This is a genomic window from Stenotrophomonas sp. ISL-67 (genome assembly GCF_018612915.1).
Classification (GTDB): domain Bacteria; phylum Pseudomonadota; class Gammaproteobacteria; order Xanthomonadales; family Xanthomonadaceae; genus Stenotrophomonas.
The window spans coordinates 25,143-51,734 of the sequence record NZ_JAGGRL010000008.1; the positions used below are offsets into that span (position 1 = coordinate 25,143).

The window sequence follows — 26,592 nt, forward strand, 5'->3', positions numbered from 1 at the left end:
CGGGTCCATCGACCCGTAGCGCCGGCCGTTGGCCGGCCCACGCATATCCATGGCCATCCCATCCGCTCAATGCCCCCCGTCGAGCGCCTTCAATTCGCTGACCAACGCGCCAGCCGCCCCAGCCCCATCGCCGTAGAGCATGCGCGCGTTGTCGGCGTAGAACAGCGCGTTTTCGATGCCGGCGAAGCCCGTACCCTTGCCGCGCTTGATCACCACCACGTTGCGGGCGTTGACCACGTCCAGGATCGGCATGCCGTAGATCGGGCTGGCCGGGTCGGTGCGCGCCACCGGGTTGACCACGTCATTGGCGCCGATCACCAGTGCCACGTCGGTGGTGGGGAACTCCGGGTTGATGTCGTCCATGTCGGCGATCAGGTCGTACGGCACGCCCGCTTCGGCCAACAGCACGTTCATGTGGCCCGGCATGCGTCCCGCCACCGGGTGGATCGCGAATTTCACCTTGATGCCGCGCTCGATCAGGCGCTGTGCCAGCTCCCATACCTTGTGCTGGGCCTGGGCCACGGCCATCCCGTAGCCGGGCACGATCACCACGCGTTCGGCAAAAGCCAGCATGGCGGCCACGTCGCTGGCCTCGATCGGCTTCTGCGCGCCGGTGATTTCCTGCGCGGTGCCGCCACCACCGAAGTTGGAGAACAGCACGCCGCTGATCGGCCGGTTCATCGCCTTGGCCATCAACCGGGTCAGCAGGATGCCGGCCGCGCCGACCATCATGCCGGCGATGATCAACGCCTCGTTGCCCAGCACATAGCCTTCGAAGGCCACGGCCAGGCCGGTGAAGGCGTTGTACAGCGAGATCACCACCGGCATGTCGGCGCCGCCGATCGGCAGGGTCATCAACACGCCCAACGCCAGGGCGACCACGAAGAAGCTGATGATCGCCACCGGGCTCAGGCTGACCGCCGCCCAGGTGCCCAGCACCACCATCGCCAGCGCGACCAGCAGATTGAACGCCTGCTGGCCGGGAAAGGTCACGCGCCGGTCCAGCCGCCCGTCGAGCTTGGCCCAGGCGATGATGGAACCGGACAGCGATACCGCGCCGATCGCCGAGCCGATCACCGCCAGCGCCAGCACCGTGGCCGAGGGTTGGCGCGCGCCCAGTTCGGCGATGGCCTGCGCGCTCCAGTGGCTGGTATCGCGGTTGGCCAGGAACGAAAAGCGCAGCAGTTCCACCGCACCGATCGCGGCGGCCGAACCGCCGCCCATGCCGTTGTACAGCGCCACCATCTGCGGCATGTCGGTGATGGCCACGCGCTTGGCCGACCACCACGCCACGCCGGTACCGATGGCTACCGCCGCCAGGATCAGCGGTACGTTGTGCAGGTCGGGCAGGAAGAAGGTCGCCACCGTGGCGATCAGCATGCCCAGGCCCGCCCAGCGGATGCCGCTGCGCGCGGTCATCGGCGAGGCCATGCGCTGCAGGCCCAGCAGGAACAGGGTGGCGGCCACCAGGTAGCTCACCTGCACCAGCCACTGCAGCAGTTGCGCGGTGGTCACGTTCAAGGTGCCTTCTCCCCGGCGTCGCGCTTCTGGCTGGGCTTGAACATGTCCAGCATGCGCTCGGTCACCACGTAACCGCCTGCGGCGTTGCCCGCGCCCAGCACCACGGCGATGAAGCCGATGATCTTCTCCAGCGGGGTCTGCGCGTGGCCCAGCACCACCATGGCGCCGATCAGCACGATGCCGTGGATGAAGTTGGACCCGGACATCAGGGGGGTATGCAGGATCACCGGCACCCGCGAAATGATCACGTGGCCTGCAATCGCAGCCAGCATGAAGATGTACAACGCCACGAACCCGTCGCTCATTGCTGTCCCTCTTCCCGGCGGTCATCCCGTCCCCTGCATCATAACCATGCGCTGAACCGTTCTGCAGGGCGGTCAACCAATGCCGCGCCGGTGCGTTCTCACGGTATCCCCCTGCGCGAGCGCTACCCTGTGCTGGTGAGCCCTTCCCTGCCGACCCTGGCCGACGCTGCCGATGCCGAAACCGCGTTGCCGGTGTCGCTGGATACGTTCCTGGCCGGCATCGGCCCGCGTGCGTTCCGCTTCGCCGAGGCCGGGCTGCGCCAGCGTGACGATGCGCTGGATGCGGTGCAGGACGCGATGCTGCGCATGCTGGCCTACCGCGACAAACCCGCGGGGGAGTGGTCCCCGCTGTTCTGGAGCATCCTGCGCCGCCGGGTGGTGGACCTGCAGCGCCGCCGCGGCTTCCGGCTGCAGTTCTGGCGCAGCAGCGACGAACTGGCCGGCGACCACGACATCGACTGGGCCGATCCGGGCCCCGGCCCGGCGCAGGCCCACGAGCAGCGCGATCAGTACGCCGCGCTGGTCAAGGCATTGCGCGGGCTGCCGGCACGCCAACGCGAAGCGTTCACGCTGCGCGTGCTGCAGCAGCTCGATGGCGCCACCACCGCCGCAGCCATGGGCTGCAGCGAAGGCGCGGTCAAAACCCATCTTTCGCGCGCCCGGCAGGCGCTGCAGCAGCATCTGGAGATCGAACTGTGAGCCGCCCCGTGAATTCCACGCTTCCTGATGACGCCGCGCTGGCGCAGCTGCACGCGCAGGCGGTGAACCAGCTCTCTCCGGCCACGCTGGCGCGCCTGCGTGCCGCCCGGCACGCGCCGCGGCAGGCACGCGCGCACGGCTGGTGGCTGGCCACCGCCTGTTCGCTGGTGGTCGCGCTGGGGCTGGGCATCAGCTTCACCGCCCATCCGCCGGAGCCCCCCCCGGTGCAGATGGCAGGCAGTGCCGGAGATGACAGCAGCGATGTGCTCGACGAGAATCCGGACCTGTACCTGTGGCTGGGCGCCACCGACCTGGCAATGGAGTGAACATGAAACCGCGACTGACCCTGGCGCTGGTGCTGCTGTCGCTGAGCGCGGCCAGCGGGGCACAGACTTCGGCGCTGCCGGAGTGGGACAAGCTCACCCCGCAACAGCGGGAGGCGCTGATCGCGCCGGTGCGCGACCGCTGGAACGACGCGCCGCCGCCGCAGCGCGAGCGCATGCTGCAGCACGGCCAGCGCTGGCAGAGCATGACCCCGGAACAGCGCGAGCTGGCCCGGCGCGGCCGCCACCGCTTCGAGAACATGAGCCCGGAGCAACGGGAGCAGGCAAAGGCATTGTTCGCGCAGATGCGGGGCATGACGCCTGCGCAGCGTGACGCGTTGCGCGAGCGCTGGGCCGGCATGAGTCCTGAGCAGCGGCAGGAATGGCTGAAGGCCAACCCGGTAACGGACCGCCCGCCGGCACCGCCCAGGCGCTGATCGTTGCCACGCAGGGCGTGGCTCTACGGGATGAGATGCGGGGCGACGGCGTAGAGCCACGCCCTGCGTGGCTGCGCGATGACCAACATCGCGCGCCTATGCAATCCAGCGTGTCTTCGACAGCAGCTCGTCGTCCCAGTCGAACGCGACCGTGCCGTCTTTCACGAACAGCGCGACGAAGTTGAAGACGTTGCGCGCGTACATTTCGCTGGCATGCACTGCCCCCAGGCTGGCCAGGTTGAGCGGACCGTCCACCGTTACCCCGCCAACATTCACCGTTTCACCCGGTCGGGTAGCCTCGCAGTTGCCGCCGGTTTCGGCCGCCAGGTCGACAATCACGCTGCCCGGACGCATGCCCTGCACCATGGTACTGCTGACGATCTTGGGAGCCGGGCGGCCGGGCACGGCTGCCGTACAGATCACCACGTCCACCAGTTTCAGGTGCTCCCCAAGTCGGCGCTGCTGCTCGGCACGCTCCTCGTCAGTCAGCGCGCGCGCATAACCGCCCTCGCCCACCGCGCTCACGCCGAGGTCAAGAAACCTGCCGCCCAGCGATTCAATCTGCTCGCGGGTTTCCGGACGTACGTCGAAACCCTCCACCTGCGCACCCAGCCGGCGCGCGGTGGCAATGGCCTGCAGCCCGGCCACGCCCGCCCCCACCACCAGCACCCGCGACGGCCGGATGGTGCCGGCGGCAGTGGTCAGCATCGGGAAGAAGCGGGGCGCCAGCTGCGCGGCGATCAACGTGACCTTGTAGCCGGCCATGCCTGCCTGTGAACTGAGCACGTCCATGGACTGCGCGCGCGTGGTGCGCGGCAACCGTTCCAGCGGGAACGCCTGCAGCCCACGCGACTGGATCATGCCCGCGCGTTCGGCATCGGCCTGCGGGTGCAGCATGCCCACCAGGCTGGCACCGCTCTTGAGCTGGCCCAGCCGCGCCGTTTCCGGTGGCTGCACGCACAGCACGATATCGGCCTGGCCAAGGCGCGCGTCGTCGGCCAGCTGGGCACCGACATCCAGGTAAGCCTGGTCAGTGAAGCCCGCGCCGGCACCGGCACCCGGTTCGACCCACACGGCAGCGCCCAACGCGATGAGTTTGCGCGCCGTTTCCGGCGTCAGCGCCACGCGCCGTTCGCCCTGCGCGTATTCCTTGACCCCCAACACCTCGACAGCCATGCATGTCCCCGAGCAGCGGTAAGTGGAGGGATCGTAACCCGATTGGTCGGGCAGGATGCCTTTCCGCTGAAAGCGCTGCCTGGAATCGGGCGTCGCCTGAGTGCCGGCCGTTCGCCGGCAGCTTCATGCATTGGGGCGAACAGCCGTTGAGCCGTGCATGGTACGAGCTGGGCCGGCGGGTGCGTATTTGCGGGACACGCCGTAAACCCATCCATGGGGGCTCGTAGAAAACATCCATGTTTTCTACGGTCCCGCAAATACGCCCCCGCCGACCCTCGACGGTGTGTCAGTGGCCATGGAAGGTCAACGGCGGCTGCTATCAGTTGTTTGGGGACCGACCTACCGTGCCCGCGTAGGGCAGGCCATGCGTGTCTGCTCTTTCATACCGCACGCGGCCAACCATCGGGGGAGGCCGGCGGGCAGCCCCAGCACGTAGCACCCAAAACGCTGCCGTTGACGTTGAACGAAACCTCAGTGAACCGTGGCGCCCTTGGTATCCAGGCGGTCGATAACACCCTGCATGGCGCTGTCGAACGCGCCGTCGTCGATGTGCGCGCGCAGGCGGCCCAGGCGCACCATTACCGCGAGTTCTTCCGGCGAGGCCACGCAGAAGCGCACGCCGCGGCGGTTCACGAACAGCAGGCGCTGCGAAATCGGGCTGACCCAGGACAGCTTGCCCGCCTGGACCTTGCCGTCCTTGTCGACGAAATCGAGCCAACTGCCGATCTCCAGGCCGCGGAAGCGGTCGGCATCGGCGTTGTCGAAATCGGTCACATCAACCTTGCTGCCCAGCTCCACGCTGGCACTGTCCGTCGCCGGCGGCACCGGCAGTGCCACCTTTGGCAGTTCCGGCAGCGCGCGCTCCAGTTCCGGACGCGATTCAGCGATGGACTGCAGCGTGTCGTGCAGCGAATCGATGGCGGCGTTGGCACCATCGGCGTGCACGCCCACACTGGCAAACACCTTGCGCAGCACCGGGTGCCACGCCTGCAGCCACGGCTTGCCGACGATCTGGCGACGGGCTTCGGCGACTTCTTCCAAGACGCCATCGGCCAGGGCGAGCGCCTCGCTCACCGACGGGCCGTCGTCGCCTTCGCGCAGCACGGCCAAAGTGAGATGGTGCTGCCACGGCTGGCGCAGGAAATCGCCGATGGCCTGCGGCAGCGCCGTATCGGCGATACGCCAGTCCAGCTCGGATGCCGCGCGGGTGCGCGCCACTTCCAGTTTTTCCTGGCCACGCTGGGTCTCGGCCGCACGCCGTTCGGCGATCTCGATCCGGCGCCGGTGCTGGGCGAGGAAGTCGCGGAATTCTTCTTCCAGGGTCAGGAAGATGGCCAGGTTCTCGTTGAACTCGGCCACCAGCCGCTCGATGATTTCCTCGACCTTGCCCATCAGCACGCGCTCGGCCTGGCTCTCGCCGGTATTGCCTTCGCAGGCCTCGGCCAGCGAATTGAGCAGCTTGCGCGCCGGGTGGGTCTTCTGCACGAACATGCGGCGGTCGAGCATGGCCACCTTGACGAACGGCACCACCAGCCGGCCGATCAGCTCGCGAGAGCGACCTTCCAGGTCGCGCTCGTCGAGCATCACATCGAACAGCATGCCGACCAGGTCGATCGCATCTTCATCCTGCGGGTCCAGGCGCGCCTGCGCCGGGTCCACCCCGAGCCGGGTCGCTCCGGACAGCACTTCACTCTTCAGCCGCTGTGCCAGCGATTCCCCATCTTCGCCGATCGCCGCGCGCAGGGTCGCGCTTGGCGTGGCCTGCAGCAGCGACAGCACCGACATCATTTCGCGCTGGCTGAGCGGACGCTGCTGCCCGACCGCCACGCTGGCGGCGGACGTGGCGTCTTCACGCACATGCCGGGTCTGCTGCAGCAACTCGTGCAGTGCCTCCAGCAACATGCCCTGGTTGCCGCTCATGCCGTCGGGGCCATCGCTGGCATGGTCATGCGCGGCCTGCGCCGACTGCATGCGGCCGCGGCTGGCCGCCCAGCGGTCGGCAAAGCGTCGCGCCCAGGCCGGTGCCGCACTATCGTCGGCAGCGCCGCTTTCGGTTTCCAGCGCCTCGACCAGTTCGTCCAGTTCCTGCCGCGACGAAGGCGAAGGCGAAGGCGGACGCGGCGCGGCGCGGCGCGGGGCCGCCATCTGCGGCATCACACCGGCAGCCGCCAGTTGTTCATCCAGTTTCTCGTAACGCTTGCCGATCGGCGCATGCAGGTCGCGCTCGCACAGCTTGATCAGCACCAGGCGCACTTCCGGCGCCAGTTCACAGTCTGCGAAGGCCTCATGGATCGCCACGCCGATGTGCTCGGGGCTGATCGGATTGATATCGGCATTCAATTCAAGTCCGCCGGCAATCCAGCCCAGGCGGCGGTCGAGCCGGCCCAGCACCGGTTTCCAGTCGCGCAGCAGCACGGTGGCGAAGTTGCGCACCGCCAGCCGCGATTCCAGCACGTGTTCAGGGACCAGGCTCAGTCCGTCCTCGACCTGACCGGCCAGGGTGGCTTCGGCCGACAACGGTTCGGCACCTTCCAGCGCGTCCCAGGCCCGGGCCAGGTGACCACGGAAGCCGGCCACGATGTCCTCGCGGCGCCGACGCAGTTCACGCATGCCATCCAGGAACAACAGCTGCGACGCGCCCGCAGTGCCGGCACGGTCGAACAGCACGTCGTCGAAGCGTGCAAGTACGGTCGCGAACGACTCGGCCAGGCCCGGCAGGGCGGCCTCGCGCGCAAGCTTCAACAGCGCCGGGTCGCGACCCGGCTGTCCCGGTACATTGGGCGTGGCGATCATGCGAAAAGGCTCCCCACCCTCGCAGGTACAGAATGCAACATGGATACAACGGGCACGGGCGTCCCCAAGACACCAGCACCCGGATGGTAGGACGTCCGACCGGTCAGGGACAGTGAAACAGTCCGCACTTTAAACCTCATGACCCGGGCGCCGGCAGGCCTTGTATCGTAAGGCCAGCGTCGATGGGAAGCGAGTACAGGGACGTGAAGGAATACCACTAATAAGGTGCTGTTCATCGCGGTTTGTCGCAAATGGGCCGGAGATCGCCCCACGCCGTGTCACAAACTGCCCCGCCTATACTTGGCGTACCGAGACGCCTGACTGAGATCCCATGCTCGACTCCCCTGCGCTGCAAGCCCTGGACGCCCGCCGTTCGGTTCCCGCCCTGCAACTGGGCGCGCCCGGACCGGACCCGGCCACCCTGCAGCGAATGCTGGTGTCGGCCGTGCGCGTGCCCGACCACGGCAAGCGGGTGCCGTACCGTTTCCTGCGTATTGCCGGCGATGCCCGCCTTGAGCTGGGCGAATTCCTGGCCCGGCGCAGCCGCGAGCGCGACCCCACCGCCTCCGATGCACAGGTGGAAAAAGACCGCCTGCGCTTTTCGCACGCCCCGCTGATCATCACCGTCATCGCCGCGCCCACGCCGAGCCCGAAGGTGCCCGAACAGGAGCAGCTGATGACCGCCGGCTGCGTCTGCTTCGCCCTGCTGCAGGCCGCGCAGGCGCTGGGTTTCGGTGCGCAGTGGTTGACCGCCTGGATGGCCTTCGACCCCGCCGTGCACGCGCACCTGGGCCTGGCCGGGCATGAGCGCATTGCCGGTTTCATCCATATCGGCACTGCCATGACCGCCGTGCCCGAACGCGAGCGCCCGGATCCGGCCGCGCTGCTGCAGGACTGGGTGGGCTGAGTGCACACGCCCCTCTACCTGGTCGATGCCAGCCTGTACGTGTTCCGGGCCTGGCATTCGATGCCCGACGAATTCCAGGACCAGCAGGGCTGGCCGACCAATGCAGTGCATGGGTTTGCCCGCTTCCTGCTCGACCTGCTCGAGCGCGAACGCCCGCAGCACATTGCCATTGCCTTCGACGAAGCCCTGGACAGCTGCTTCCGGCACACCTTGTACACGGCCTACAAAGCCAACCGCGACCCGGCCCCAGAAGTACTGCGGCGTCAGTTCGCGCACTGCAAGGCGCTGTGCAGCGCGTTGGGCCTGGCCGTGCTGGCCCACCATGAGTATGAGGCCGATGACCTGATCGGCAGCGCGCTGCACGCGCGCCGCCCGGCCGGCATGCGCGGGGTGATCGTGTCGGCCGACAAGGACCTGTCGCAGCTGTTGTTCGAGCATGACGAGCAATGGGATTACGCCCGCAACCAGCGCTGGGGCATGACCGGGGTCAAGGCCCGCCACGGCGTGCATGCACACCAGATCGCCGATTACCTGGCGCTGTGCGGCGATGCGGTCGACAACATCCCCGGTGTCACCGGTGTCGGCGCCAAATCGGCGGCCGTGCTGCTGGCCCATTTCGGCAGCCTGGACACATTGTACGAGCGGCTGGATGAAGTACCGTTCCTGCGCCTGCGCGGCGCGGCCCAGATGGCGGTGCGCCTGCGCGAACAGCGCGAACACGCCCTGCTGTGGCGACAACTGACCACGATCGCGCTGGATGCACCGCTGGGTGCGGCCCAGGCCGACTTCAGCCGTTCCGGCGCCGACCCACAGATGCTGCAGGGCCTGTGCGAAGCGCTGCGGTTTGGCCCGCTGACCCGGCGCCGGTTGTTCAGCGCCGCCGGTATTCCCGACATTTCCCCTCCCGCCAGCGAGTTCGCATGAGTCCCAACACGCAAGCCCCGAAGGTCGTCTATGAAGGCAAGTACCAGCGCATGGTCGTGCGCGGCACGTGGGAGTACAGCGAACGCACCCACGCCGGCGGCCTGGCCGCGATCATCATCGCCGTCACTCCCGACGACAATGTGCTGTTCGTCGAGCAGTTCCGGGTACCGCTGCAGGCCCATACGATCGAGATGCCGGCCGGCCTGGTCGGCGACATCGACGCCGACGAATCGATCGAAGTTTCCGCGGTACGCGAGCTCGAAGAAGAAACCGGCTGGACTGCCGACCATGCCGACGTGTTGATGATCGGGCCGACCTCCTCCGGCGCCAGCAGCGAGAAGATCGCCTTCGTGCGCGCCACCGGCCTGCGCAAGGTGGGCGCTGGCGGCGGCGACGCCAGCGAGGACATTACCGTGCATGAAGTTCCGCGCGCCCGCGCGGCGGCGTGGCTGGTGGAGAAGATGGCCCAGGGCTACGAGCTGGATGCCAAGCTGTGGGCCGGCCTGTGGATGATCGAACACCACCTGGATGGCACCGCACGTGGCTGATTCGGGCACGCAGGCATTGTCGGCGCTGCTTGGCGGCGATGATCCGGACATCTACACCGTTCACCGGGCGCACGGCACGTCTGCCTATGTGCTGCTGGCCGACCATGCCGGCCAGCAGGTGCCCCGGGCACTGGACGGTCTGGGCCTGCCGCAGGCGGAGCTGGACCGGCATATCGGCTGGGACATCGGCATTGCCGGGGTTACGCGGGCGCTGGCGGCGCGGCTGGACGCCTGGGCAATCGAGCAGACCTATTCGCGCCTGCTGATCGACTGCAACCGGCCGCTGTCCTCGCCGACGCTGATTCCCGAGACCAGCGACGGCACCGTAGTGCCGGGCAATGCGGGGATATCCGACGTCCAGCGACAGCAGCGCATCGATGCGATCCATGTACCGTACCACGCACGCATCGACACGGAGCTGGCGGCCCGCGCCGACGCCACGCGCCCGACCCTGCTGGTGATGATGCACAGCTTCACCCCAGTGATGAACGGCGTGGCGCGCCCGTGGCACGCCGGCGTGCTGTACCACCGCGACACGCGCTTCGCCCATGCGTTGCTGCAGGCACTGCGCGATGAGGGCGACCTGGTGGTGGGCGACAACGAACCCTATTCGGTCAGCAGCACCAGCGATTACGCGGTGCCGGTGCATGGCGAAGGCCGTGGGCTGCTGCATGTGGAGCTGGAAATCCGCCAGGACCTGATTGCCGATGCTGCAGGGCAGTTTGCCTGGGCAGCGCGGTTGGCGCGGGTGTTTGGTGCGCTCGAATCCAAGTTGCTGCGCGCGTAGCTTCTGGCTCTGGCTGGCTGCTCCTGAGTTCTGCGCCAACTGCAGCGTTTCAATTCTTACGTGCAGGGGCGGCCGCCGGGCAGCCCCGCTCCGAGACACGCCGTGAACCCATCCATGGGGGCTGCTAGAATACATCCATGTTTTCTAGCGTCTCTCCGGGGGCTACCCGGCGGCCGCCCCCATACATGGTCGCGATGCGGTGGGAAAGAGCAGCCACGCAGGGCGTGACTCTACGCGTTGCCATTGCCGTTGCCGTTTATTGTCTCTGGCCACCGACGTTCTGTCGGAGGGACGGCGGGTGTAGGGGTACGGGGGGCTTTACGAAACATGGATGTTTCGTAAGAGCCTCCATGGAAGGATTCACGGCGCCCCCCCGTATCCCTGCAGCCGCCGGCCCTCAGCGCGCGATGCATCAGCCAACGGCTGTTCGCCGGAATGCAGAAAGCAGCCGGGCAGCGATCAACCGGCGAAGCGATCCGTAGCACGCACCAGCGCGTCGATGTTCTCCGCTTCAAACGCCGAATGGCCCGACGCCGGGCTGATTTCCAACGTCGATTTCGGCCATGCCTTGTGCAGCTCCCACGCATTCTGCAGCGGGCACACCACGTCGTAGCGCCCGTGCACGATCACGCCAGGGATGTCGGCGATCTTGTGTGCGTCGCGCAGCAGCTGCTCTTCGACCTCGAAGAAGCCGCCGTTGACGAAATAGTGGTTCTCGATGCGCGCGAACGCCAGCGCGAAGCGCGGGTCTTCATGGCTGTTCACGAAGTCGGCATCTACATGCAGGAAGCTGGTCGCCCCTTCCCACACGCTCCACGCCCTGGCCGCGGCCAGCCGGGTGGCTTCATCGTCGCTGGTCAGGCGGCGGTGGAAGGCGGAGATCAGGTCATGGCGTTCCACCGCCGGGATCGGCGCCAGGTAGTGTTCCCACGCATCCGGGAACAGACGGTTGGCGCCTTCCTGGTAGAACCACTCCAGCTCCCAGCGGCGCAGCATGAAGATGCCGCGCAGCACCAGCTCGGTCACCTGACGTGGGTGGGTCTGGGCGTAGGCCAGCGCCAGGGTCGAGCCCCAGCTGCCACCGAACACCTGCCAGCGCTCCACCTGCAGGTGCTCGCGCAGCTTCTCGATATCGGCCACCAGGTCCCAGGTGGTGTTGTCCACCAGGTCGGCGTGTGGGGTCGAACGGCCTGCACCACGCTGGTCGAACAGGATGATGCGGTACTTTGCCGGGTCGTGGAACTGGCGCATCTTGTCGCTGCAGCCGCCACCGGGACCGCCGTGCAGCATCACCACCGGCTTGCCCTGCGGGTTGCCGCACTGTTCGAAATACAACGTGTGGCGGTCGTCGACTTTCAGGGTGCCAACGTCGTAAGGGGTGATGGCCGGGTACAGCGTGCGCATGGACGGAGCTCCATTGGAATGGCGGTCGCTCATTCTACCGTTGCGTGGCAGGCCACCGGCCCAGGCTCACCCGGTCACGCTGTTCCAGGTCCTGCGCCGTCTCCACATCCATGAATCCCGTGCCCTCCAGCAGCGCGCGGATCGGCTCGCCCTGGTCCCAGCCATGTTCGATCAGCAGCCAACCGCCCGGCTGCAGGTGCGCAGGCGCACCGGCAATGATCAGGCGGATGTCGTCCAGCCCGTCCTGACCGGAGGCCAGCGCAGTGGGCGGCTCGAAGCGCAGGTCGCCCTGTGCCAGGTGCGGGTCGTCGCTGGCGATGTAGGGCGGATTGCTCGCGATCAGGTCGAAACGCTCGCCAGCCAGCGGCGCGTGCCAGGACCCCTGCCGGAACCCGACATTGGCCAGCCCATGCTGGCGGGCGTTGCCGGCAGCGACGGCGATCGCGTCCCCACTCATGTCCGTGGCCACTATCTGCGCCAGCGGGCGTTCACTGGCCAGGGCCAGCGCAATGGCGCCGCTGCCGGTGCCCAGGTCGGCAATCCGCAGCGGCACGCCTTCCGGCATGCGCCCCAGCGCCAGCTCGACCAGCCGCTCGGTTTCCGGGCGGGGAATCAACGTGGCGGGGCTGACGGCCAGGTCCAGGGTCCAGAAGCCGCGGCGGCCGAGCAGGTAGGCCACCGGCTCACCGGCGATGCGACGCTGCAGCAGGGCCGCAAACGCCTCCGCCGTGGCCGGTTCGAGCGGATCAGTGGCATGTGCGAACAGCCAGCCGCGCTCGCGCCCCAGCACATGCAGCAGCAGCAGTTCGGCCTCGTGCCGGCCTTCCACCCCGGGCAGCTCGCGGGCCGCGGCGGCAAGCAGCTGGCGGATCTCCTGCGGGGCGGCGTTCATGGCGGGCCTGGGCGACGGTGGGGGCGCAGTGTAGGCCAATGGCGGCACAGGCCGTGCCCGCGACCGGATGCCGCAGTGGCCTGTCGGCGCTAAAAGGCTGTTCAGGGTCTGGGCCAACCGGATAAGCAGCGGCTATCAGCGTGGTGACCGCGAAATCCATGAAAACCCTTTGCAGACAATCAGCTACGGATGAATAGCGCCTCCCGTTCACTCCCGGATCAGGCCCTTTCGATAGACTGTATCTATCGTATAGATGAAATCAATGCATTGTCCTTATCGAAAGCGAGCCGGTACTCTGTGTTGGCTGCTTCACCCATCCCCTTCACCACGAGGAATATCGATGTCGCTCATCAACACCCAGATCAAGCCGTTCGAAGCCAATGCTTACCAGAATGGCGAGTTCATCAAGGTTTCCGACAGCACCCTGAAGGGCCAGTGGTCGGTACTGATCTTCATGCCGGCCGCATTCACCTTCAACTGCCCGACCGAGATTGAAGACGCCGCCGATCATTACGCCGAGTTCCAGAAGGCCGGTGCCGAGGTGTACATCGTCACCACCGACACCCACTTCTCGCACAAGGTGTGGCACGAAACCTCGCCGGCCGTCGGCAAGGCCCAGTTCCCGCTGGTCGGCGACCCGACCCACCAGCTGACCAACGCCTTCGGTGTGCACATTGCCGAGGAAGGCCTGGCCCTGCGCGGCACCTTCATCATCAATCCGGAAGGCGTGATCAAGACCCTGGAGATCCACTCCAACGAGATCGCCCGCGACGTCTCCGAGACCCTGCGCAAGCTGAAGGCTGCCCAGTTCACCGCCGCCAACCCGAACCAGGTGTGCCCGGCCAAGTGGAAGGAAGGCGAGAAGACCCTGACCCCGTCGCTGGACCTGGTCGGCAAGATCTAACCGCAACGCCTCACCCCCATTCCCGTTTTGACGGGAGTGGGGGTGAACCCAAGCCGGTGCGCCCGCGCCCGCTTCGGTTCACCCCCATGCCGCCCAGATGTACCGTAGCGGTACGTCGACGCAGTTCCTTTGCCTGAATCAAGGAGTTTTTCGATGTTGGATGCCAACCTCCAGTCCCAGCTGAAGACCTATCTGGAACGCGTCACCCGGCCGATCCAGATCACCGCGCACGCCGATGACGGCGCCAAGTCGCAGGAAATGCTGGAACTGCTCGAGACCCTGGTCAGCCTGTCCAGCCAGATCACGCTGGACGTGCGCCGCGACGGCGCCGAGCGCACCCCCTCCTTCGCGCTGACCACCCCGGGCCAGGACATCCACCTGGCCTTCGCCGGCCTGCCGATGGGCCACGAATTCACCTCGCTGGTGCTGGCCCTGCTGCAGGTGGGTGGCCACCCGTCCAAGGCGGCGGCCGACGTGATCGAACAGGTGCAGGGGCTTGAAGGCGACTACAGGTTTGAAACCTACTTCTCGCTGTCGTGCCAGAACTGCCCGGACGTGGTCCAGGCGCTGAACCTGGCGGCGGTGCTGAACCCGCGCATCCAGCACGTGGCGATCGACGGCGGGCTGTTCCCGGCCGAGGTCGAAGCGCGCCAGATCATGTCCGTGCCCACCGTGTACCTCAACGGCGAAGTGTTCGACCAGGGCCGCATGAGCCTGGAGCAGATCGTGGCCAAGCTGGACACCGGTTCGGCCAAGCGCGATGCAGCGAAGATCGCGGCGAAGGCGCCATACGACGTGCTGGTGATCGGCGGTGGCCCGGCCGGTGCCGCCGCGGCGATCTATGCCGCGCGCAAGGGCATCCGCACCGGCGTGGCCGCCGAGCGTTTCGGTGGCCAGGTGCTGGACACCATGGCGATCGAGAACTTCATCTCGGTCAAGGAAACCGAAGGTCCGAAGCTGGCCACGGCGCTGGAACAGCATGTGCGCGAGTACGACGTGGACATCATGAACCTGCAGCGCGCCAGCGGCCTGGTGCCGGCCGGCGACGATGGCCTGGTGGAAATCACGCTGGAGAACGGCGCGTCGCTGAAGTCGCGTACGGTGATCCTGTCCACCGGTGCGCGCTGGCGCCAGATGAACGTGCCCGGCGAAGACCAGTACCGCAACAAGGGCGTGGCCTACTGCCCGCACTGCGACGGCCCGTTGTTCAAGGGCAAGCACGTGGCGGTGATCGGCGGCGGCAACTCCGGGGTCGAGGCAGCGATCGATCTGGCCGGCATCGTGACGCATGTGACCCTTTTTGAATTCGATGACAAACTCCGCGCCGATGAGGTACTGCAGAAGAAGCTGCGCAGCCTGGGCAACGTCACCATCATCACCAGCGCGCTCACCCAGGAAGTACTGGGCGACGGGCAGAAGGTGAACGGCCTGGTGTACAAGGACCGCATCGGTGGCGATGCCCACCGTGTGGAGCTGGAAGGCATCTTCGTGCAGATCGGGCTGCTGCCCAATACGGAGTGGCTGAAGGACTCGGTGGCACTGTCGCCGCGCGGCGAAGTGGTCATTGACGACCGCGGCCAGACCAGTGTTCCGGGCGTGTTCGCCGCAGGAGATTGCACAACCGTACCCTACAAGCAGATCATCATCGCCATGGGTGCCGGCTCGACGGCCGCACTGAGCGCTTTTGACCATTTGATCCGAACTACCGTTCCCAAGAGCAGCGGCGCTGTCGCCGAAGCTGCCTGAAACGTCCGGTTCCCCGCTTGCGGGGAACCTTTTTACCTGCTGGGTAAACCACGCCATCACCCGGTCCATTACCGTCTAGAGGTACAAGGAAATGAACCTACGTGATCTGAAATATCTGGTGGCGCTGGCTGACCATCGCCACTTTGGTCGAGCGGCGGCGTCCTGCTTCGTCAGCCAGCCCACGCTGTCGACCCAGATCCGCAAGCTCGAGGATGAGCTGGGCCTGCCGCTGGTGGAACGCTCCCCGCGCAAAGTGATGCTGACCCCGGCCGGGTTGGAAGCGGCCGCGCGCGCACGCACCATCGTGGGCGAGATCGAACAACTGAAAGAGGCGGCACGACGTAGCCGCGACCCGGAAGCGGGAACGGTACGGCTGGGCATCTTCCCTACGCTGGGCCCGTACCTGCTGCCGCATGTCATCCCCAATATCCGCAGCCGGTTTCCGCAACTGGAACTGCTGCTGGTCGAGGAAAAAAGCGATGAGCTGCTGAACCGCCTGCGCGACGGCCGGCTGGACGCGGCGCTGTTGGCCCTGCCGCTGGACGACGACCAGCTGCATGCCGAGTTCCTGTTCGAGGAACCGTTCCTGCTCGCCGTCTCCGGCCAGCATCCGCTGGCGCGACGCCTCCACCTGGACGTACAGGAGCTGTCCTCGCAGAAGCTGCTGCTGCTCGAAGACGGGCACTGCCTGCGCGACCAGGCGCTGGCGGTGTGCCGGCTGTTCGGCGCCAACGAGAAATCCGAGTTCCGCGCCACCAGCCTGGAGACGCTGCGACAGATGGTCGCGGCCGACGTAGGCATCACCCTGCTGCCTACCCTGTCGGTCAAGCCACCGGTGCCGCGCTCGGACAACATCCGCCTGCTTGATTTCGAGGGCGATGACCGCCCCAGCCGGCGCATCGCAATGGCCTGGCGGCGCAGCTCGGCCATGACCGGCTTCCTGGAGCAGCTGGCCGAGCAGTTCAAGCGGCTGCCGGAAGCGCTGTTCACGTTGGACACCGGCGACGCGGCGGCCGACCGCCCGCGCCCGATCCAGCCACGGGTCTGACGATCACGCTGAACCGGCCGTGCCGGGGCGACCCGGGTCCGGGTCGCATCCGCCGCTGATAGGCAGCACAATAGAACAAGGCGGTGCCAGCAGGCGCCGCCTTTTGCATGGGTCTTCCATAACCAAGGAGTTTCAGATGTCCACCGCCAGCGGCCTGCCGCCTTCCATCACCGTTTCCAGCCACGACATGGACCGACTGGAGGCCATGCTCGAATCGCCCGCCGTTGCCAAGACGCCCGCAGCGCTGGCACTGGCCGAGGAATTGAACCGCGCGACCGTCGTGGCGCCGGAACAGATGCCCGATGGCGTCGTGATGATGCATTCGCGTGTGGAATGCGAAGATGAAGTGCACGGCGACAAGCACGAACTGACGCTGGTCTACCCGCGCGAAGCCGATGTCGACCAGGGCAAGGTCTCCATCCTCGCACCGGTGGGCACCGCACTGTTGGGCCTGGCCGTTGGCCAGTCCATGGACTGGGATGCACCTGGCGGCCGCAAACTGCGCCTGCGGGTGACTGCCGTCCACAACCCCAAGAATTGATCGTCCCTGCCACGCGCCACGCAGGGCCCAGGTAACGTTCCAGGAGCCGCAATGAGCACCGCAACCCCGTCCAAACTTTCGCAGCTGCGCGAACTGTCCGTGGTCGTCGCCGATACCGGCGATTACGAGGCGATCAAGCGGCTGAAGCCGGTCGACTGCACGACCAATCCCACGCTGGTGAAGAAGGCGCTGGACCTGCCGGTCTATGCCGAGCTGATCGAGCGCGAACTAGCCTGGGGCCGCACGCAGGCGGGCGAGCGCGAGACCATCGTGCATGCCGTCGCCGACCGCCTGACCGTGGGCGTGGGCACGCTGCTGAGCACGCTGGTGCCGGGCCGCGTTTCGACCGAGGTCGATGCCGACCTGGCCCACGACACGGCGGCAACCGTGGCCAAGGCGCGCCAGTTCATTGCGATGTACGAAGCGGCCGGCGTACCGCGCAGCAAGGTGCTGATCAAGATCGCGGCCACCTGGGAAGGCGTGGAAGCGGCGCGCCAGCTGCAGGCCGAAGGCATCGACTGCAACCTGACGCTGATCTTCAACCCGAGCCAGGCGCTGGCCTGCAGCGAGGCTGGCGCGTTCCTGATCTCGCCGTTCGTCGGCCGGATCCTGGACTGGTACGTGGCCAACGGCCAGGCCCCGGCCACCATCGATGCCGACCCGGGCGTGGTGTTCGTGCGCGGGGTGTACGCCGAGTTCAAGCGCCGCGGTTCGGCGACGGTGGTGATGGGCGCTTCGTTCCGCTCCACGGCGCAGATCGAAGCGCTGGCCGGCTGCGACCGCCTGACCATCTCGCCGGACCTGCTGGAAAAGCTGGATGCCGACCACGGCGAACTGCCGCGCAAGCTGGTGGCGGGTGCCGCCGAAGCGGTCAACGTCACCCCGATCGACGCAGCGAAATTTGCCACCGATCTGGCCGCCGACCCGATGGCCGCCGAGAAGCTGGCCGCCGGTATCGATGCGTTCGCCAAGGATCTGGAAGCGTTGCGGCAGACGATTCGCGAACGTTTGTAAGCTGTCCAAAAGTAAGAGTGCATAAGCGGGACGGATGCAGTGATTGCATCCGTCCCGTTTGTTTTTCGAGATTCCGCTGACAGCAGCGTCTCGATTGATCCGAGCTGGGCGGCCGCCGCAGGAAAGCGATCAGCGCTGCCGTTGATCTTCCGTGGCCACCGAACCACCGTCGAGGGTCGGCGGGGGCGGGTTTGCGGGACTGTAGAAAACATGGATGTTTTCTACAAGCCTCCATGGACGGATTCACGGCGTGTCCCGCAAACCCGCACGCGCCGGCCCAGCTCAGACCGTGCGATGGCCACCGGCTGTTCGCCCGGATGCGTAAAGCAGCCGGGCAGAGCCCGGCTCTACGGGCCCGCAATCCGATGGTTTACGCGCCAACCCCGATCGGGCAGCTCACACCGGTGCCGCCGATGCCGCAGTAGCCGTTCGGGTTCTTGGCCAGGTACTGCTGGTGGTAGTCCTCGGCGTAGTAGTACTCGGGCGCCGGGAATTCAATGTCCGTGGTGATGGGACCGTAGCCCTTCTCAGACAGCCGCTGCTGGTAGGCATCACGACTGGCCAGCGCCGCATCGAACTGCACCTGGGAAGTGGCGTGGATTGCCGAACGGTACTGGGTGCCGGTGTCGTTGCCCTGGCGCATGCCCTGGGTCGGGTCGTGGTTCTCCCAGAACACCTGCAGCAGCTCGGGCAGGCTGATGATGGCCGGGTCGTATACCACCTCCACGATCTCGGTGTGCCCGGTCAGGCCCGAGCAGACTTCCTCGTAGGTCGGGTTCGGGGTCACCCCGCCGGCATAGCCGACCGACGTCGAATACACCCCCGGCAAGGTCCAGAACATGCGCTCGGCGCCCCAGAAGCAACCCATGGCGAAGCGGATGCGCTCCAGGCCGGCAAAACCGTCCTTGAGCGGGTGGCTGTTCACGTAGTGCTGGTTATGCAGCGGCAGCGCGTGCTCGCGGCCGGGCAGCGCCTCGTCCGGGCGCGGCAGGCGCTGCTTGAACGCCCCGATGCTCAAACCCTTGGCAATCCCCAACATGGCGCTCTCCTAGGCCGGCAACAGACCGGCGCTTTCGTCACCGTCTGATATGGGGTCATCCTGGGGGCCGCCCAAGTCCAGCCCGGCCACGATCTGTTCCGCCTCCGGCTTGGCCAGGTCCGGTACGCACACCCGCAGCACCCCGAACAGCGGCAGCTCACCCATCCCGCCCAGCAGAGACTCGCCGAACACGAAGGCGGGAATTCCCGCCGCCTCCAGCGCGTGCTTGACCAGATGGGCGTCGAACAGGTTGTCGGCCTGGTAGATCACGTGCATGGGTGGGGCTCCGGGCAAAGTTGGGGCCAGCATACGCCGCAGGCATGAACACGACCGGCCAGGATGTAACCGGGATGGATCTGGAGGGTAGCCCCCTGAGTCAGGGGGCGGCCGCGAAGCGGCGGGGGTCTGGGTGCTGATAAGTGGGGCCCACGGTTTGCGAAGCAACTGTGGGGCGGCAGCGCGCATGCGATGGCGCGCCCCCCCTGAGTCAGGGGGCGGCCGCGAAGCGGCGGGGGTATGGGTGATGGTAAGTGGGGCCCACGGTTTGCGCAGCCAACCGTGGGGCGGCAGCGCGCATGCGATGGCGCGTACCCCGGCCAACGGCCGGGGCTACCGTCTAACGCGTCCCATGGGGACGCGTTAGACTGGCGATCTTTCTGCCTTCTGCCTGCGCATCATGTCCGAGCCTACTGCCGCCCCCACCGACGCCCTTCCGGAAACCCACGAAAAGCGGGATTTCATCCGTCAGATCGTCCGCGAGGACCTGGCCGCCGGCAAGCATGCCGCGATCAAGACGCGCTTCCCGCCCGAGCCCAATGGTTACCTGCATATCGGCCATGCCAAGTCGATCTGCCTGAATTTCGGCATTGCCGGTGAGTTCGGCGGTGTGTGCAACCTGCGTTTCGACGACACCAACCCGGCCAAGGAAGACCCCGAGTACGTGGCCGCGATCCAGGACGACGTGCGCTGGCTGGGCTTCACCTGGAACGAGCTGCGGCATGCCTCGGATTACTTCGACGCCTACTACCTGGCCGCCGAAAAGCTGATCGGCGATGGCAAGGCCTATGTCTGCGACCTGTCGGCCGAGGAAGTGCGCGCCTACCGCGGCACCCTGACCGAACCCGGCCGCCCGTCGCCCTGGCGCGATCGCAGCGTGGAAGAGAGCCTGGACCTGTTCCGCCGCATGCGCGCCGGTGAGTTCCCCGATGGCGCGCGCACCGTGCGCGCCAGGATCGACATGGCCAGCGGCAACATCAACCTGCGCGATCCGACGCTTTACCGCATCAAGCACGTCGAGCACCAGAACACCGGCAACGCGTGGCCGATCTACCCGATGTACGACTTCGCGCATGCGTTGGGCGATTCCATCGAAGGCATCACCCACTCGCTGTGCACGCTGGAATTCGAAGACCACCGCCCGCTGTACGACTGGTGCGTGGACAACGTCGATTTCGCCCATGACGATGCGCTGACCGCACCGCTGGTCGAACGCGGCCTGCCGCGTGAGGCCGCCAAGCCGCGCCAGATCGAGTTTTCGCGCCTGAACATCAACTACACCGTGATGAGCAAGCGCAAGCTGATGGCGCTGGTCACCGAACAGCTGGTCGATGGCTGGGAAGACCCGCGCATGCCGACCCTGCAGGGCCTGCGTCGTCGCGGCTACACCCCGGCGGCGATGCGCCTGTTCGCCGAACGGGTGGGCATCAGCAAGCAGAATTCGGTGATCGATTTCAGCGTACTGGAAGGCGCGCTGCGCGAAGACCTCGACAGCGCCGCCGCACGCCGCATGGCCGTGGTCGATCCGGTCAAACTGGTGCTGACCAACCTGCCCGAGGGCCACGCCGAAACGCTGACCTTCTCCAATCACCCCAAGGACGAAGCCTTCGGAACCCGCGAGGTGCCGTTCGCGCGCGAACTGTGGATCGAACGCGACGACTTCGCCGAAGTGCCTCCCAAGGGCTGGAAGCGCCTGGTCCCCGGTGGCGAAGTGCGCCTGCGCGGCGCCGGCATCATCCGCTGCGATGAGGTGGTCAAGGATGCCGACGGCACCATCACCGAACTGCGCGGCTGGCTGGATCCCGAATCGCGCCCCGGCATGGAAGGCGCCAACCGCAAGATCAAGGGCACCATCCACTGGGTCAGCGCCGTGCACGCCGTGCCGGCCGAAATCCGCCTGTACGACCGCCTGTTCTCGGTACCGAACCCCGACGACGAATCCGAAGGCAAGACCTACCGCGACTACCTGAACCCGGAATCGCGCCGCACTGTCACCGGCTATGTGGAACCGGCCGCCGCCACCGCCGCGCCCGAACAGTCGTTCCAGTTCGAGCGCACCGGCTACTTCGTCGCCGACCGCCGCGACCACACCGCCGCCGCACCCGTCTTCAACCGCAGCGTCACCCTGCGCGATACCTGGTCGGCGTAAGCCCCACCGCATTCGAAAGGCCTGTCCCATGCTGTACGCGCAAGTCCACCTCACCCTGCCCGCCTGGATCCACGACCAGATCGACCTGGCCCGTGCCTGGCCCGGCGATACGGCCAAGGTCGCGCTGGCCATTGAACTGTCGCGCCTGAATGTCGAGGCGGAGACGGGTGGCCCCTTCGGCGCCGTGGTGTTCGGGCCGGACGACCGCGTCATCGCCGCCGGCGTGAACCGCGTGGTGCCGCACAGCACCTCGCTGGCGCATGCCGAGAACATGGCCTACATGCTGGCCCAGCAGCGCCTGCAGACCCCGCGCCTGAATGACGTGCTGTCGCCGGTCACCCTGGCCACCTCGTCGCAGCCGTGCTGCCAGTGCTACGGCGCCACCATCTGGGCCGGCATCGACCGCCTGCTGATCGGCGCCAGCGCGCAGGATGTGGAGGAACTGACCCCGTTCGATGAAGGCCCGCTTCCGGCCGACTGGGTTGGCGAACTCAACAAGCGAGGCATCGAGGTCGTGCGCGACATCGAGCGCGACGCCGCGCGCGCGGTCCTGCGCCAATACGGAGAGATCAACGGTGCGCATTACTGATTCCCACGCCGCCGGCGTGATTCGATGAGCGGCCTGCTGTGCCTGTGCCGCCAGGGCTTCGAACCGGAACTGGCCGGTGAGCTGTCCGAACGAGCCGCGTACGCGAACATCGCCGGCTATGCGCGCACCCAGCGCAATGACGGTTACGTCCTGTTCGCCACTGACGAAGGCGCCGGGCTGTCCAAGGCGCTGCCCTGGCGTTCCTTGATCTTCGCCCGCCAGAAGCTGGTGGTACTGGCCGAACTGCGCGAACTGGACCCCGCCGACCGGATCACCCCGATCCTGGCGGCGCTCGAGGGCCAACAGCGCTTCGGCGACATGTGGGTGGAACATCCCGATTCGGACGAAGGCAAGCCGCTGGCCGGGCTGGCCCGCGCGTTCGGCAATGCGCTGCGCCCGGCGCTGCGCAAGGCCGGCCTGCTCACCGACAAGCCCAACACCAGCCTGCCGCGCCTGCACATCGTGTTCGTCGACGGCCGCCACGCGTTCGTCTGCGTGGCCGACACCCGCGACAGCGCGCCCTGGGCGCTTGGCATTCCGCGCCTGAAGCTGCTGCCCGATGCACCGTCGCGCTCGGCCCTGAAGCTGGACGAAGCCCTGCTGACCTTGATGAGCCCGGAGGAACGCGAACAGCTGGTCAAGCCCGGCATGCGTTCTGCCGACCTGGGCGCCGCGCCCGGCGGCTGGACCTGGGTGCTTACCCGCCAGCACATGCGCGTGATCAGCGTGGACAACGGACCACTGCGCGAGCACGTGCTGGACAGCGGCCTGGTCGAGCACCTGCGCGCCGATGGTTTCCACTGGCAACCCGAAACCCCGCTGGACTGGATGGTCTGCGACATGGTCGAGCAGCCGCGCCGGGTGGCTGAACGCATGGCGACCTGGTTCCGCGAGGGCTGGTGCCGGCACGCGATCTTCAACCTCAAGCTGCCGATGAAGAAGCGTTGGGACGAAACCCGGACGTGCCTGGAGCTGTTCGAGGCGCAGGCCGGACGACCGCTCACCGTGCGCGCCAAGCAGCTTTACCACGACCGTGAGGAAATCACGGTACTGGCCTGGAGCGGGCGATGATCCGCCGCCAGCTGCAGGGCTGGTTGTTGCCCTGAGAAGCGTCAGCCCGCCGGCGGCCCCCGGAAATGCTGCAGGCTGCGGGTGAGCTCCAATGCCTTGTTCAACGCATTGAGACGGTCATTGTTCCAGCTGGGGTGTGCTCCAGCAGCCTGTTGGGCGGGGCGCAACTGGCTCTTGAGGTCGCGCTCCAGACATTTGAGGCTGCTCAGCAGCAGCTTCGCTTCGCCTGCGCTGGGTGCGGCATTACCCTCCGCACGGACGAACCGGTCGAGCTTCGTCTGGGCCCGATAGCCTTCCTGGCCCCGGCACCCGATGCCGAACGGATGGCATCTGTTGTTGATGTGCGTAAGCAGCCCGCCGAACCCTTCGGCTGCCGCCTTCGGATGGGCAACGATCGCGCTCGCGGCCTTGTCGGCGTTGAACGACGCCGGCCGGAAAATCTGATTGAGAACCTTGGCAATGCTCATGATTCTTCCTGCGGAAAGGGAGCGATGAGGGCGCACCCATCAGGGTGAGGCGCATCCAGACGCCCTCAGTCTGCTGAAACACGCAGGTCACCAGCTTTCAAGAAACGATCATCCCAGGCCGGTCGCGCCAACCACCAGGCCTGCCGCAGTGCACATCAGTCCTGGCGGCGTTGGTTCAACAGAAGGCACTTCTCTACCGGAAGACCCTGCTTCTGGGACCTCAACAGCTCCACGAAATACTGGCAGCTGCCTCTGTTGGCCTCGTCCTTTCGCACGACTGCCACCTTGTCGTCGGCGCCGGAGACAGCGTGCGGCACACCGGGTTTCGCAGTCCGCGCGTCTCCGGCGACGTCGTGCAGCGGTTTCGGGGGGGCCATGCCACGGTTGTGCACGGTCGTAAGCTGCCACTTGATGCCGCCGGGGGCACGGCGCGGGTCGCCGCCCAGGATGCTGTGCGCCGGCGAGGACGGCAGAGGACGGACAAGGGGTGGCAGTTCCATGGGAGGATTCCGGAAGGGAGGAGACGCGGCTGCCGGTGCGGGACAGCGCCAGCCGCGCCGCAGTCTGCCCAGTCGCAACCGTGCCCGCTTCCAGATTTCGATCCCCTCGGGACTACAACCCCGCCGCGCGCTTCCACAATGCCGACACCAGCGGTGGCCAGCGGCCCACGCTGCCCAGCGCGCAGCCGCGCGCCAGGGTCAGGTGCATCTCGTCATTCGAGAAAACGGTGTTGATTGCGTCAAAGCCGTAGGCGGACACCGTGTTCTCGCTGCGACGTTCGCGCGCCCAGCGTTGCAGGCGATCCGGCGAGGCCCAGTCCTGCCGCCGCTGCTGTGCGCGCAGCACCCTGGCATGCAGCGCCGCCACGTCGCGCAGGCCCAGGTTCACGCCCTGCCCGGCCAGCGGGTGCACCACGTGTGCGGCATCGCCCAGGGCCAGTACGCGGCCGGCCACGTAGGCGCTGGCCAGCTGACGGCGCAGCGGGAAGGCGGCGCGCCGCGAAGCCAGCGTCATCGCACCCAACCGGGCACCGAACGCGCGGGTCAGTTCCGCGTTGAACGCTGGCTCGTCCAACGCCAGCACGCGCCCGGCTTCGGCATCGGGCAAGGTCCACACGATGGAGCTGCGCCGTGCGCCAGCCGGCAGTACCGCCAGCGGCCCGGTACTCAGGAAGCGCTGCCAGGCCGTGGCCTGGTTGTCCTGTTCGGTGTCGACGTAGGCGACCACGCCGCGCTGGTCGTAATCCTGGCGGCTGACCTGCACCCCGGCCAGGCGGCGCAGCGTCGAGTCCGCCCCGTCGGCGGCGATCGCCAGCGCGGCATCCAGCCGGCGCCCATCGTCCAGGCGCAGGCGGACACCGTCGGCATCCTGTTCCAGCGCCTCCAGCCGCGCCGGGCAGCACAGCTGCACACCCGCCCCGGGCAGGGCGGACCACAGCCGATCCACCAGCAGGTCGTTCTCCACGATCCAGCCCAGCTGCTCGCGGCCCAGGCGGTCGGCATCGAACCGCAGCTCCTCACCGCCCGCGGCATCCCACACCCGCATGCGCCGGTAAGCGCAGGCGCGCGCGGCCAGCACCGAGGGCCACACCCCGAGCGTGCGCAGCAGCTGCGCATTGTCCGGCGCGAATGCGTAGACGCGCAGGTCAGGTTGCTGCGGCTGCCACGCCGTTGGCTCGCGGCCTTCCACCAGCGTAACCTCCAGCCCGGCATCGGCCAGCGCCAGCGCGCAGGCGGCTCCGACCACGCCGCCGCCCACCACGATCACATCGCGCGCGCGCCGGCTCATGCGCCGGCTCCCCGGCACAGCGCCGGAACCTCGCCGCGGAAGCCCATCGCGCCGCCGACCAGCATCGACTGCATCGAGGTGGCCTGCGCCGCCAGCAACCCGAGACTGCGCAGCGGGCGCATCAACGGTGCGGGATTGCTGGTCAGCCGCGCCAACCCACCCGAGAACGCGATGGTCTGGCGACGATCCTCTTCCCGACGCGCGACATGCGCCTGCAGCAACGCATCGCTGCCGATGTCGTCGGCGGCTTCGATCAGCTCGGCCAGGGTCAGCGCATCGCGCAGGCCAAGGTTGAAGCCCTGCGCGCCCAGCGGATGGATGGTCTGCGCCGCATTGCCCAGCAGCACCGCGCGCTCGCCCACCCGTGCCTGCGCCAACACCTGCACCAGCGGATAGGCGCTGCGCGGACCACTGTCCAGCAGGCGTCCGGCGCGCCAGCCGATGGCCTGCTGCAGCCGGGCCAGCCAGGCCACGTCGTCCAGCGCCAGCACCGCATCGGCCTGGTCGCGGGCAACGCCGTGCACCACGCCGTAATGGCGGTCGCCCCGCGGCAGCAGCGCGGTCGGGCCGGTATCGGTGAAGCGCTCGAACGCGGTGCCGTCCGGCGCGCGGGCCGGGCGCACGCGGGCCACGAACAGGGTCTGCTGGAAGTCATGCTCGTCCACGCCGATGCCCAGCGCCTCGCGCACACCGCTGCGGGTGCCGTCGGCGCCGACCACCAGCCGCGCCAGCAGGGTGCGCTCGCCGGCGTCGTCGGCGATGACCACCTCGCGGTAGCCGTCGACCGTGGCGCCCAGCCGCAGAAAGCGCGCCGGGCGGTAGCGGGCCAGGCGCTGCAGGCCCTGCAGGCGGGTTTCCAGCGCCTGGCCGAAATCGCGCGCCACCACCACCTGCCCAAACCAGGGGCGATCGTACTGCGCGGCATCCATCTGCACCCGGCCGAAATCGCCGGCGCGGCTGACGTGGATGCGGGTAATCGGGCCCACCGCCGCGCCAGGCAGCGGCATTACCCCCAACGCGGTCAGGGCGTTGACCGTGGCCGCGGCAAAACTGAGGTTGCGCTGGTCGAACACCGGCGGCAGCGCGCCGGCCGGGGCGATCTCGACCAGCCCGACATCGCGGCCGGCCCGGTCCAGGGCAATGGCCAGGCTGGCGCCGACCAGGCCGCCGCCCACGATCACTACGTCATGACGTTCACTCATGCCGCCCATGATAGTGCGTGCGGCCCGGCAACGCCCCGTGGC

27 protein-coding genes are annotated in these 26,592 nt (G+C 67.4%); 15 read left to right on the top strand and 12 right to left on the bottom strand.

What is annotated here, in order from left to right; translation table 11 throughout:
* Positions 1 to 66: 66 nt before the first annotated feature.
* Both J7J08_RS09995 and J7J08_RS10000 read right to left on the bottom strand, forming a co-directional pair.
* A complete protein-coding gene (locus J7J08_RS09995; protein WP_214904708.1) occupies positions 67 to 1,521 on the bottom strand; it encodes an NAD(P)(+) transhydrogenase (Re/Si-specific) subunit beta in 1,455 nt (484 codons plus the stop codon).
* Complete coding sequence (locus tag J7J08_RS10000) at positions 1,518 to 1,826, bottom strand: NAD(P) transhydrogenase subunit alpha (protein ID WP_068849390.1); 309 nt, start codon at positions 1,824 to 1,826, stop codon at positions 1,518 to 1,520. Before J7J08_RS10000 ends, J7J08_RS09995 begins: the two co-directional genes overlap by 4 nt.
* Before the next feature lie 129 nt (positions 1,827 to 1,955).
* On the opposite strand from J7J08_RS10000, the gene J7J08_RS10005 reads away from it, so the two are divergent.
* The 3 genes from J7J08_RS10005 to J7J08_RS10015 are packed head-to-tail and all read left to right on the top strand — an operon-like array spanning position 1,956 to position 3,285.
* Positions 1,956 to 2,525, top strand: a complete 570-nt coding sequence (locus J7J08_RS10005; RefSeq protein ID WP_343237724.1) for an RNA polymerase sigma factor — start codon at positions 1,956 to 1,958, stop codon at positions 2,523 to 2,525.
* Positions 2,526 to 2,533: 8 nt separating this feature from the next.
* On the top strand, positions 2,534 to 2,851 hold the full coding sequence (locus J7J08_RS10010; RefSeq protein WP_214904865.1) for a hypothetical protein: 318 nt from the start codon (positions 2,534 to 2,536) through the stop codon (positions 2,849 to 2,851).
* 2 nt (positions 2,852 to 2,853) lie between these two features.
* Positions 2,854 to 3,285, top strand: coding sequence for a DUF3106 domain-containing protein (locus J7J08_RS10015; protein WP_214904713.1), 432 nt, complete (start codon positions 2,854 to 2,856; stop codon positions 3,283 to 3,285).
* Between the two features lie 96 nt (positions 3,286 to 3,381).
* Here the strand turns inward: J7J08_RS10015 and J7J08_RS10020 are convergent, their stop codons facing one another.
* Positions 3,382 to 4,461: an NAD(P) transhydrogenase subunit alpha gene (locus J7J08_RS10020; protein WP_214904716.1), complete on the bottom strand. Its 1,080-nt coding sequence runs from the start codon at positions 4,459 to 4,461 to the stop codon at positions 3,382 to 3,384.
* Positions 4,462 to 4,932: 471 nt separating this feature from the next.
* The gene (locus J7J08_RS10025; protein ID WP_214904719.1) at positions 4,933 to 7,254 is read right to left on the bottom strand and encodes a DUF1631 domain-containing protein; all 2,322 of its coding nucleotides are present in this window, start codon (positions 7,252 to 7,254) and stop codon (positions 4,933 to 4,935) included.
* A gap of 331 nt (positions 7,255 to 7,585) precedes the next feature.
* On the opposite strand from J7J08_RS10025, the gene J7J08_RS10030 reads away from it, so the two are divergent.
* The 4 genes from J7J08_RS10030 to J7J08_RS10045 are packed head-to-tail and all read left to right on the top strand — an operon-like array spanning position 7,586 to position 10,420.
* Positions 7,586 to 8,161 carry a nitroreductase gene (locus J7J08_RS10030; RefSeq protein WP_214904722.1) on the top strand — a complete coding sequence of 192 codons (576 nt, stop codon included), beginning with the start codon at positions 7,586 to 7,588 and terminating at the stop codon, positions 8,159 to 8,161.
* Positions 8,162 to 9,085, top strand: a complete 924-nt coding sequence (locus J7J08_RS10035) for a 5'-3' exonuclease H3TH domain-containing protein (protein WP_214904726.1) — start codon at positions 8,162 to 8,164, stop codon at positions 9,083 to 9,085.
* Positions 9,082 to 9,633, top strand: a complete 552-nt coding sequence (locus tag J7J08_RS10040; protein ID WP_214904729.1) for an NUDIX hydrolase — start codon at positions 9,082 to 9,084, stop codon at positions 9,631 to 9,633. The genes J7J08_RS10035 and J7J08_RS10040 overlap by 4 nt, the downstream gene beginning before the upstream one ends.
* Entirely contained in the window at positions 9,626 to 10,420 is a 795-nt protein-coding gene (locus J7J08_RS10045; RefSeq protein ID WP_214904734.1) for an N-formylglutamate amidohydrolase, read from the top strand. Before J7J08_RS10040 ends, J7J08_RS10045 begins: the two co-directional genes overlap by 8 nt.
* Before the next feature lie 459 nt (positions 10,421 to 10,879).
* Here J7J08_RS10045 and pip read toward each other — a convergent pair whose 3' ends face one another.
* Together pip and prmC are read right to left on the bottom strand one after the other, a co-directional pair.
* Entirely contained in the window at positions 10,880 to 11,824 is a 945-nt protein-coding gene (pip, locus tag J7J08_RS10050) for a prolyl aminopeptidase (RefSeq protein ID WP_214904736.1), read from the bottom strand.
* 34 nt (positions 11,825 to 11,858) lie between these two features.
* A complete protein-coding gene (gene prmC, locus J7J08_RS10055) occupies positions 11,859 to 12,716 on the bottom strand; it encodes a peptide chain release factor N(5)-glutamine methyltransferase (protein ID WP_214904739.1) in 858 nt (285 codons plus the stop codon).
* A gap of 340 nt (positions 12,717 to 13,056) precedes the next feature.
* Between prmC and ahpC the strand changes: the two genes are divergently transcribed.
* The 5 genes from ahpC (at position 13,057) to J7J08_RS10080 (ending at position 17,969) form a co-directional block, all read left to right on the top strand.
* Entirely contained in the window at positions 13,057 to 13,620 is a 564-nt protein-coding gene (gene ahpC / locus J7J08_RS10060; protein WP_068849365.1) for an alkyl hydroperoxide reductase subunit C, read from the top strand.
* Between the two features lie 153 nt (positions 13,621 to 13,773).
* A complete protein-coding gene (gene ahpF, locus J7J08_RS10065) occupies positions 13,774 to 15,366 on the top strand; it encodes an alkyl hydroperoxide reductase subunit F (RefSeq protein WP_214904742.1) in 1,593 nt (530 codons plus the stop codon).
* Between the two features lie 91 nt (positions 15,367 to 15,457).
* On the top strand, positions 15,458 to 16,414 hold the full coding sequence (gene oxyR, locus J7J08_RS10070) for a DNA-binding transcriptional regulator OxyR (protein WP_214904747.1): 957 nt from the start codon (positions 15,458 to 15,460) through the stop codon (positions 16,412 to 16,414).
* Positions 16,415 to 16,550: 136 nt separating this feature from the next.
* On the top strand, positions 16,551 to 16,955 hold the full coding sequence (gene rnk, locus J7J08_RS10075) for a nucleoside diphosphate kinase regulator (protein ID WP_214904750.1): 405 nt from the start codon (positions 16,551 to 16,553) through the stop codon (positions 16,953 to 16,955).
* Positions 16,956 to 17,006: 51 nt separating this feature from the next.
* The gene (locus tag J7J08_RS10080; RefSeq protein WP_214904752.1) at positions 17,007 to 17,969 is read left to right on the top strand and encodes a transaldolase; all 963 of its coding nucleotides are present in this window, start codon (positions 17,007 to 17,009) and stop codon (positions 17,967 to 17,969) included.
* 370 nt (positions 17,970 to 18,339) lie between these two features.
* Here J7J08_RS10080 and msrA read toward each other — a convergent pair whose 3' ends face one another.
* Both msrA and J7J08_RS10090 read right to left on the bottom strand, forming a co-directional pair.
* The gene (msrA, locus tag J7J08_RS10085) at positions 18,340 to 19,008 is read right to left on the bottom strand and encodes a peptide-methionine (S)-S-oxide reductase MsrA (protein WP_214904754.1); all 669 of its coding nucleotides are present in this window, start codon (positions 19,006 to 19,008) and stop codon (positions 18,340 to 18,342) included.
* A 9-nt stretch (positions 19,009 to 19,017) separates the two neighbouring features.
* A complete protein-coding gene (locus tag J7J08_RS10090; protein ID WP_214904755.1) occupies positions 19,018 to 19,284 on the bottom strand; it encodes a DUF2007 domain-containing protein in 267 nt (88 codons plus the stop codon).
* Positions 19,285 to 19,684: 400 nt separating this feature from the next.
* Between J7J08_RS10090 and J7J08_RS10095 the strand changes: the two genes are divergently transcribed.
* The 3 genes from J7J08_RS10095 to rlmM are packed head-to-tail and all read left to right on the top strand — an operon-like array spanning position 19,685 to position 23,093.
* Entirely contained in the window at positions 19,685 to 21,433 is a 1,749-nt protein-coding gene (locus tag J7J08_RS10095) for a glutamine--tRNA ligase/YqeY domain fusion protein (protein WP_214904757.1), read from the top strand.
* Positions 21,434 to 21,461: 28 nt separating this feature from the next.
* Positions 21,462 to 22,022 carry a nucleoside deaminase gene (locus tag J7J08_RS10100; protein WP_214904759.1) on the top strand — a complete coding sequence of 187 codons (561 nt, stop codon included), beginning with the start codon at positions 21,462 to 21,464 and terminating at the stop codon, positions 22,020 to 22,022.
* Positions 22,023 to 22,046: 24 nt separating this feature from the next.
* Entirely contained in the window at positions 22,047 to 23,093 is a 1,047-nt protein-coding gene (gene rlmM, locus J7J08_RS10105; RefSeq protein ID WP_214904762.1) for a 23S rRNA (cytidine(2498)-2'-O)-methyltransferase RlmM, read from the top strand.
* A 41-nt stretch (positions 23,094 to 23,134) separates the two neighbouring features.
* Here the strand turns inward: rlmM and J7J08_RS10110 are convergent, their stop codons facing one another.
* From J7J08_RS10110 to ubiH, 4 genes are all read right to left on the bottom strand, one after another.
* On the bottom strand, positions 23,135 to 23,560 hold the full coding sequence (locus J7J08_RS10110) for a hypothetical protein (protein WP_214904765.1): 426 nt from the start codon (positions 23,558 to 23,560) through the stop codon (positions 23,135 to 23,137).
* A gap of 155 nt (positions 23,561 to 23,715) precedes the next feature.
* Positions 23,716 to 24,060, bottom strand: coding sequence for a hypothetical protein (locus J7J08_RS10115; RefSeq protein ID WP_214904768.1), 345 nt, complete (start codon positions 24,058 to 24,060; stop codon positions 23,716 to 23,718).
* A 112-nt stretch (positions 24,061 to 24,172) separates the two neighbouring features.
* Positions 24,173 to 25,348: a UbiH/UbiF family hydroxylase gene (locus J7J08_RS10120; protein ID WP_214904771.1), complete on the bottom strand. Its 1,176-nt coding sequence runs from the start codon at positions 25,346 to 25,348 to the stop codon at positions 24,173 to 24,175.
* Positions 25,345 to 26,550: a 2-octaprenyl-6-methoxyphenyl hydroxylase gene (gene ubiH, locus J7J08_RS10125; RefSeq protein ID WP_214904773.1), complete on the bottom strand. Its 1,206-nt coding sequence runs from the start codon at positions 26,548 to 26,550 to the stop codon at positions 25,345 to 25,347. Before ubiH ends, J7J08_RS10120 begins: the two co-directional genes overlap by 4 nt.
* Positions 26,551 to 26,592: the final 42 nt, after the last annotated feature.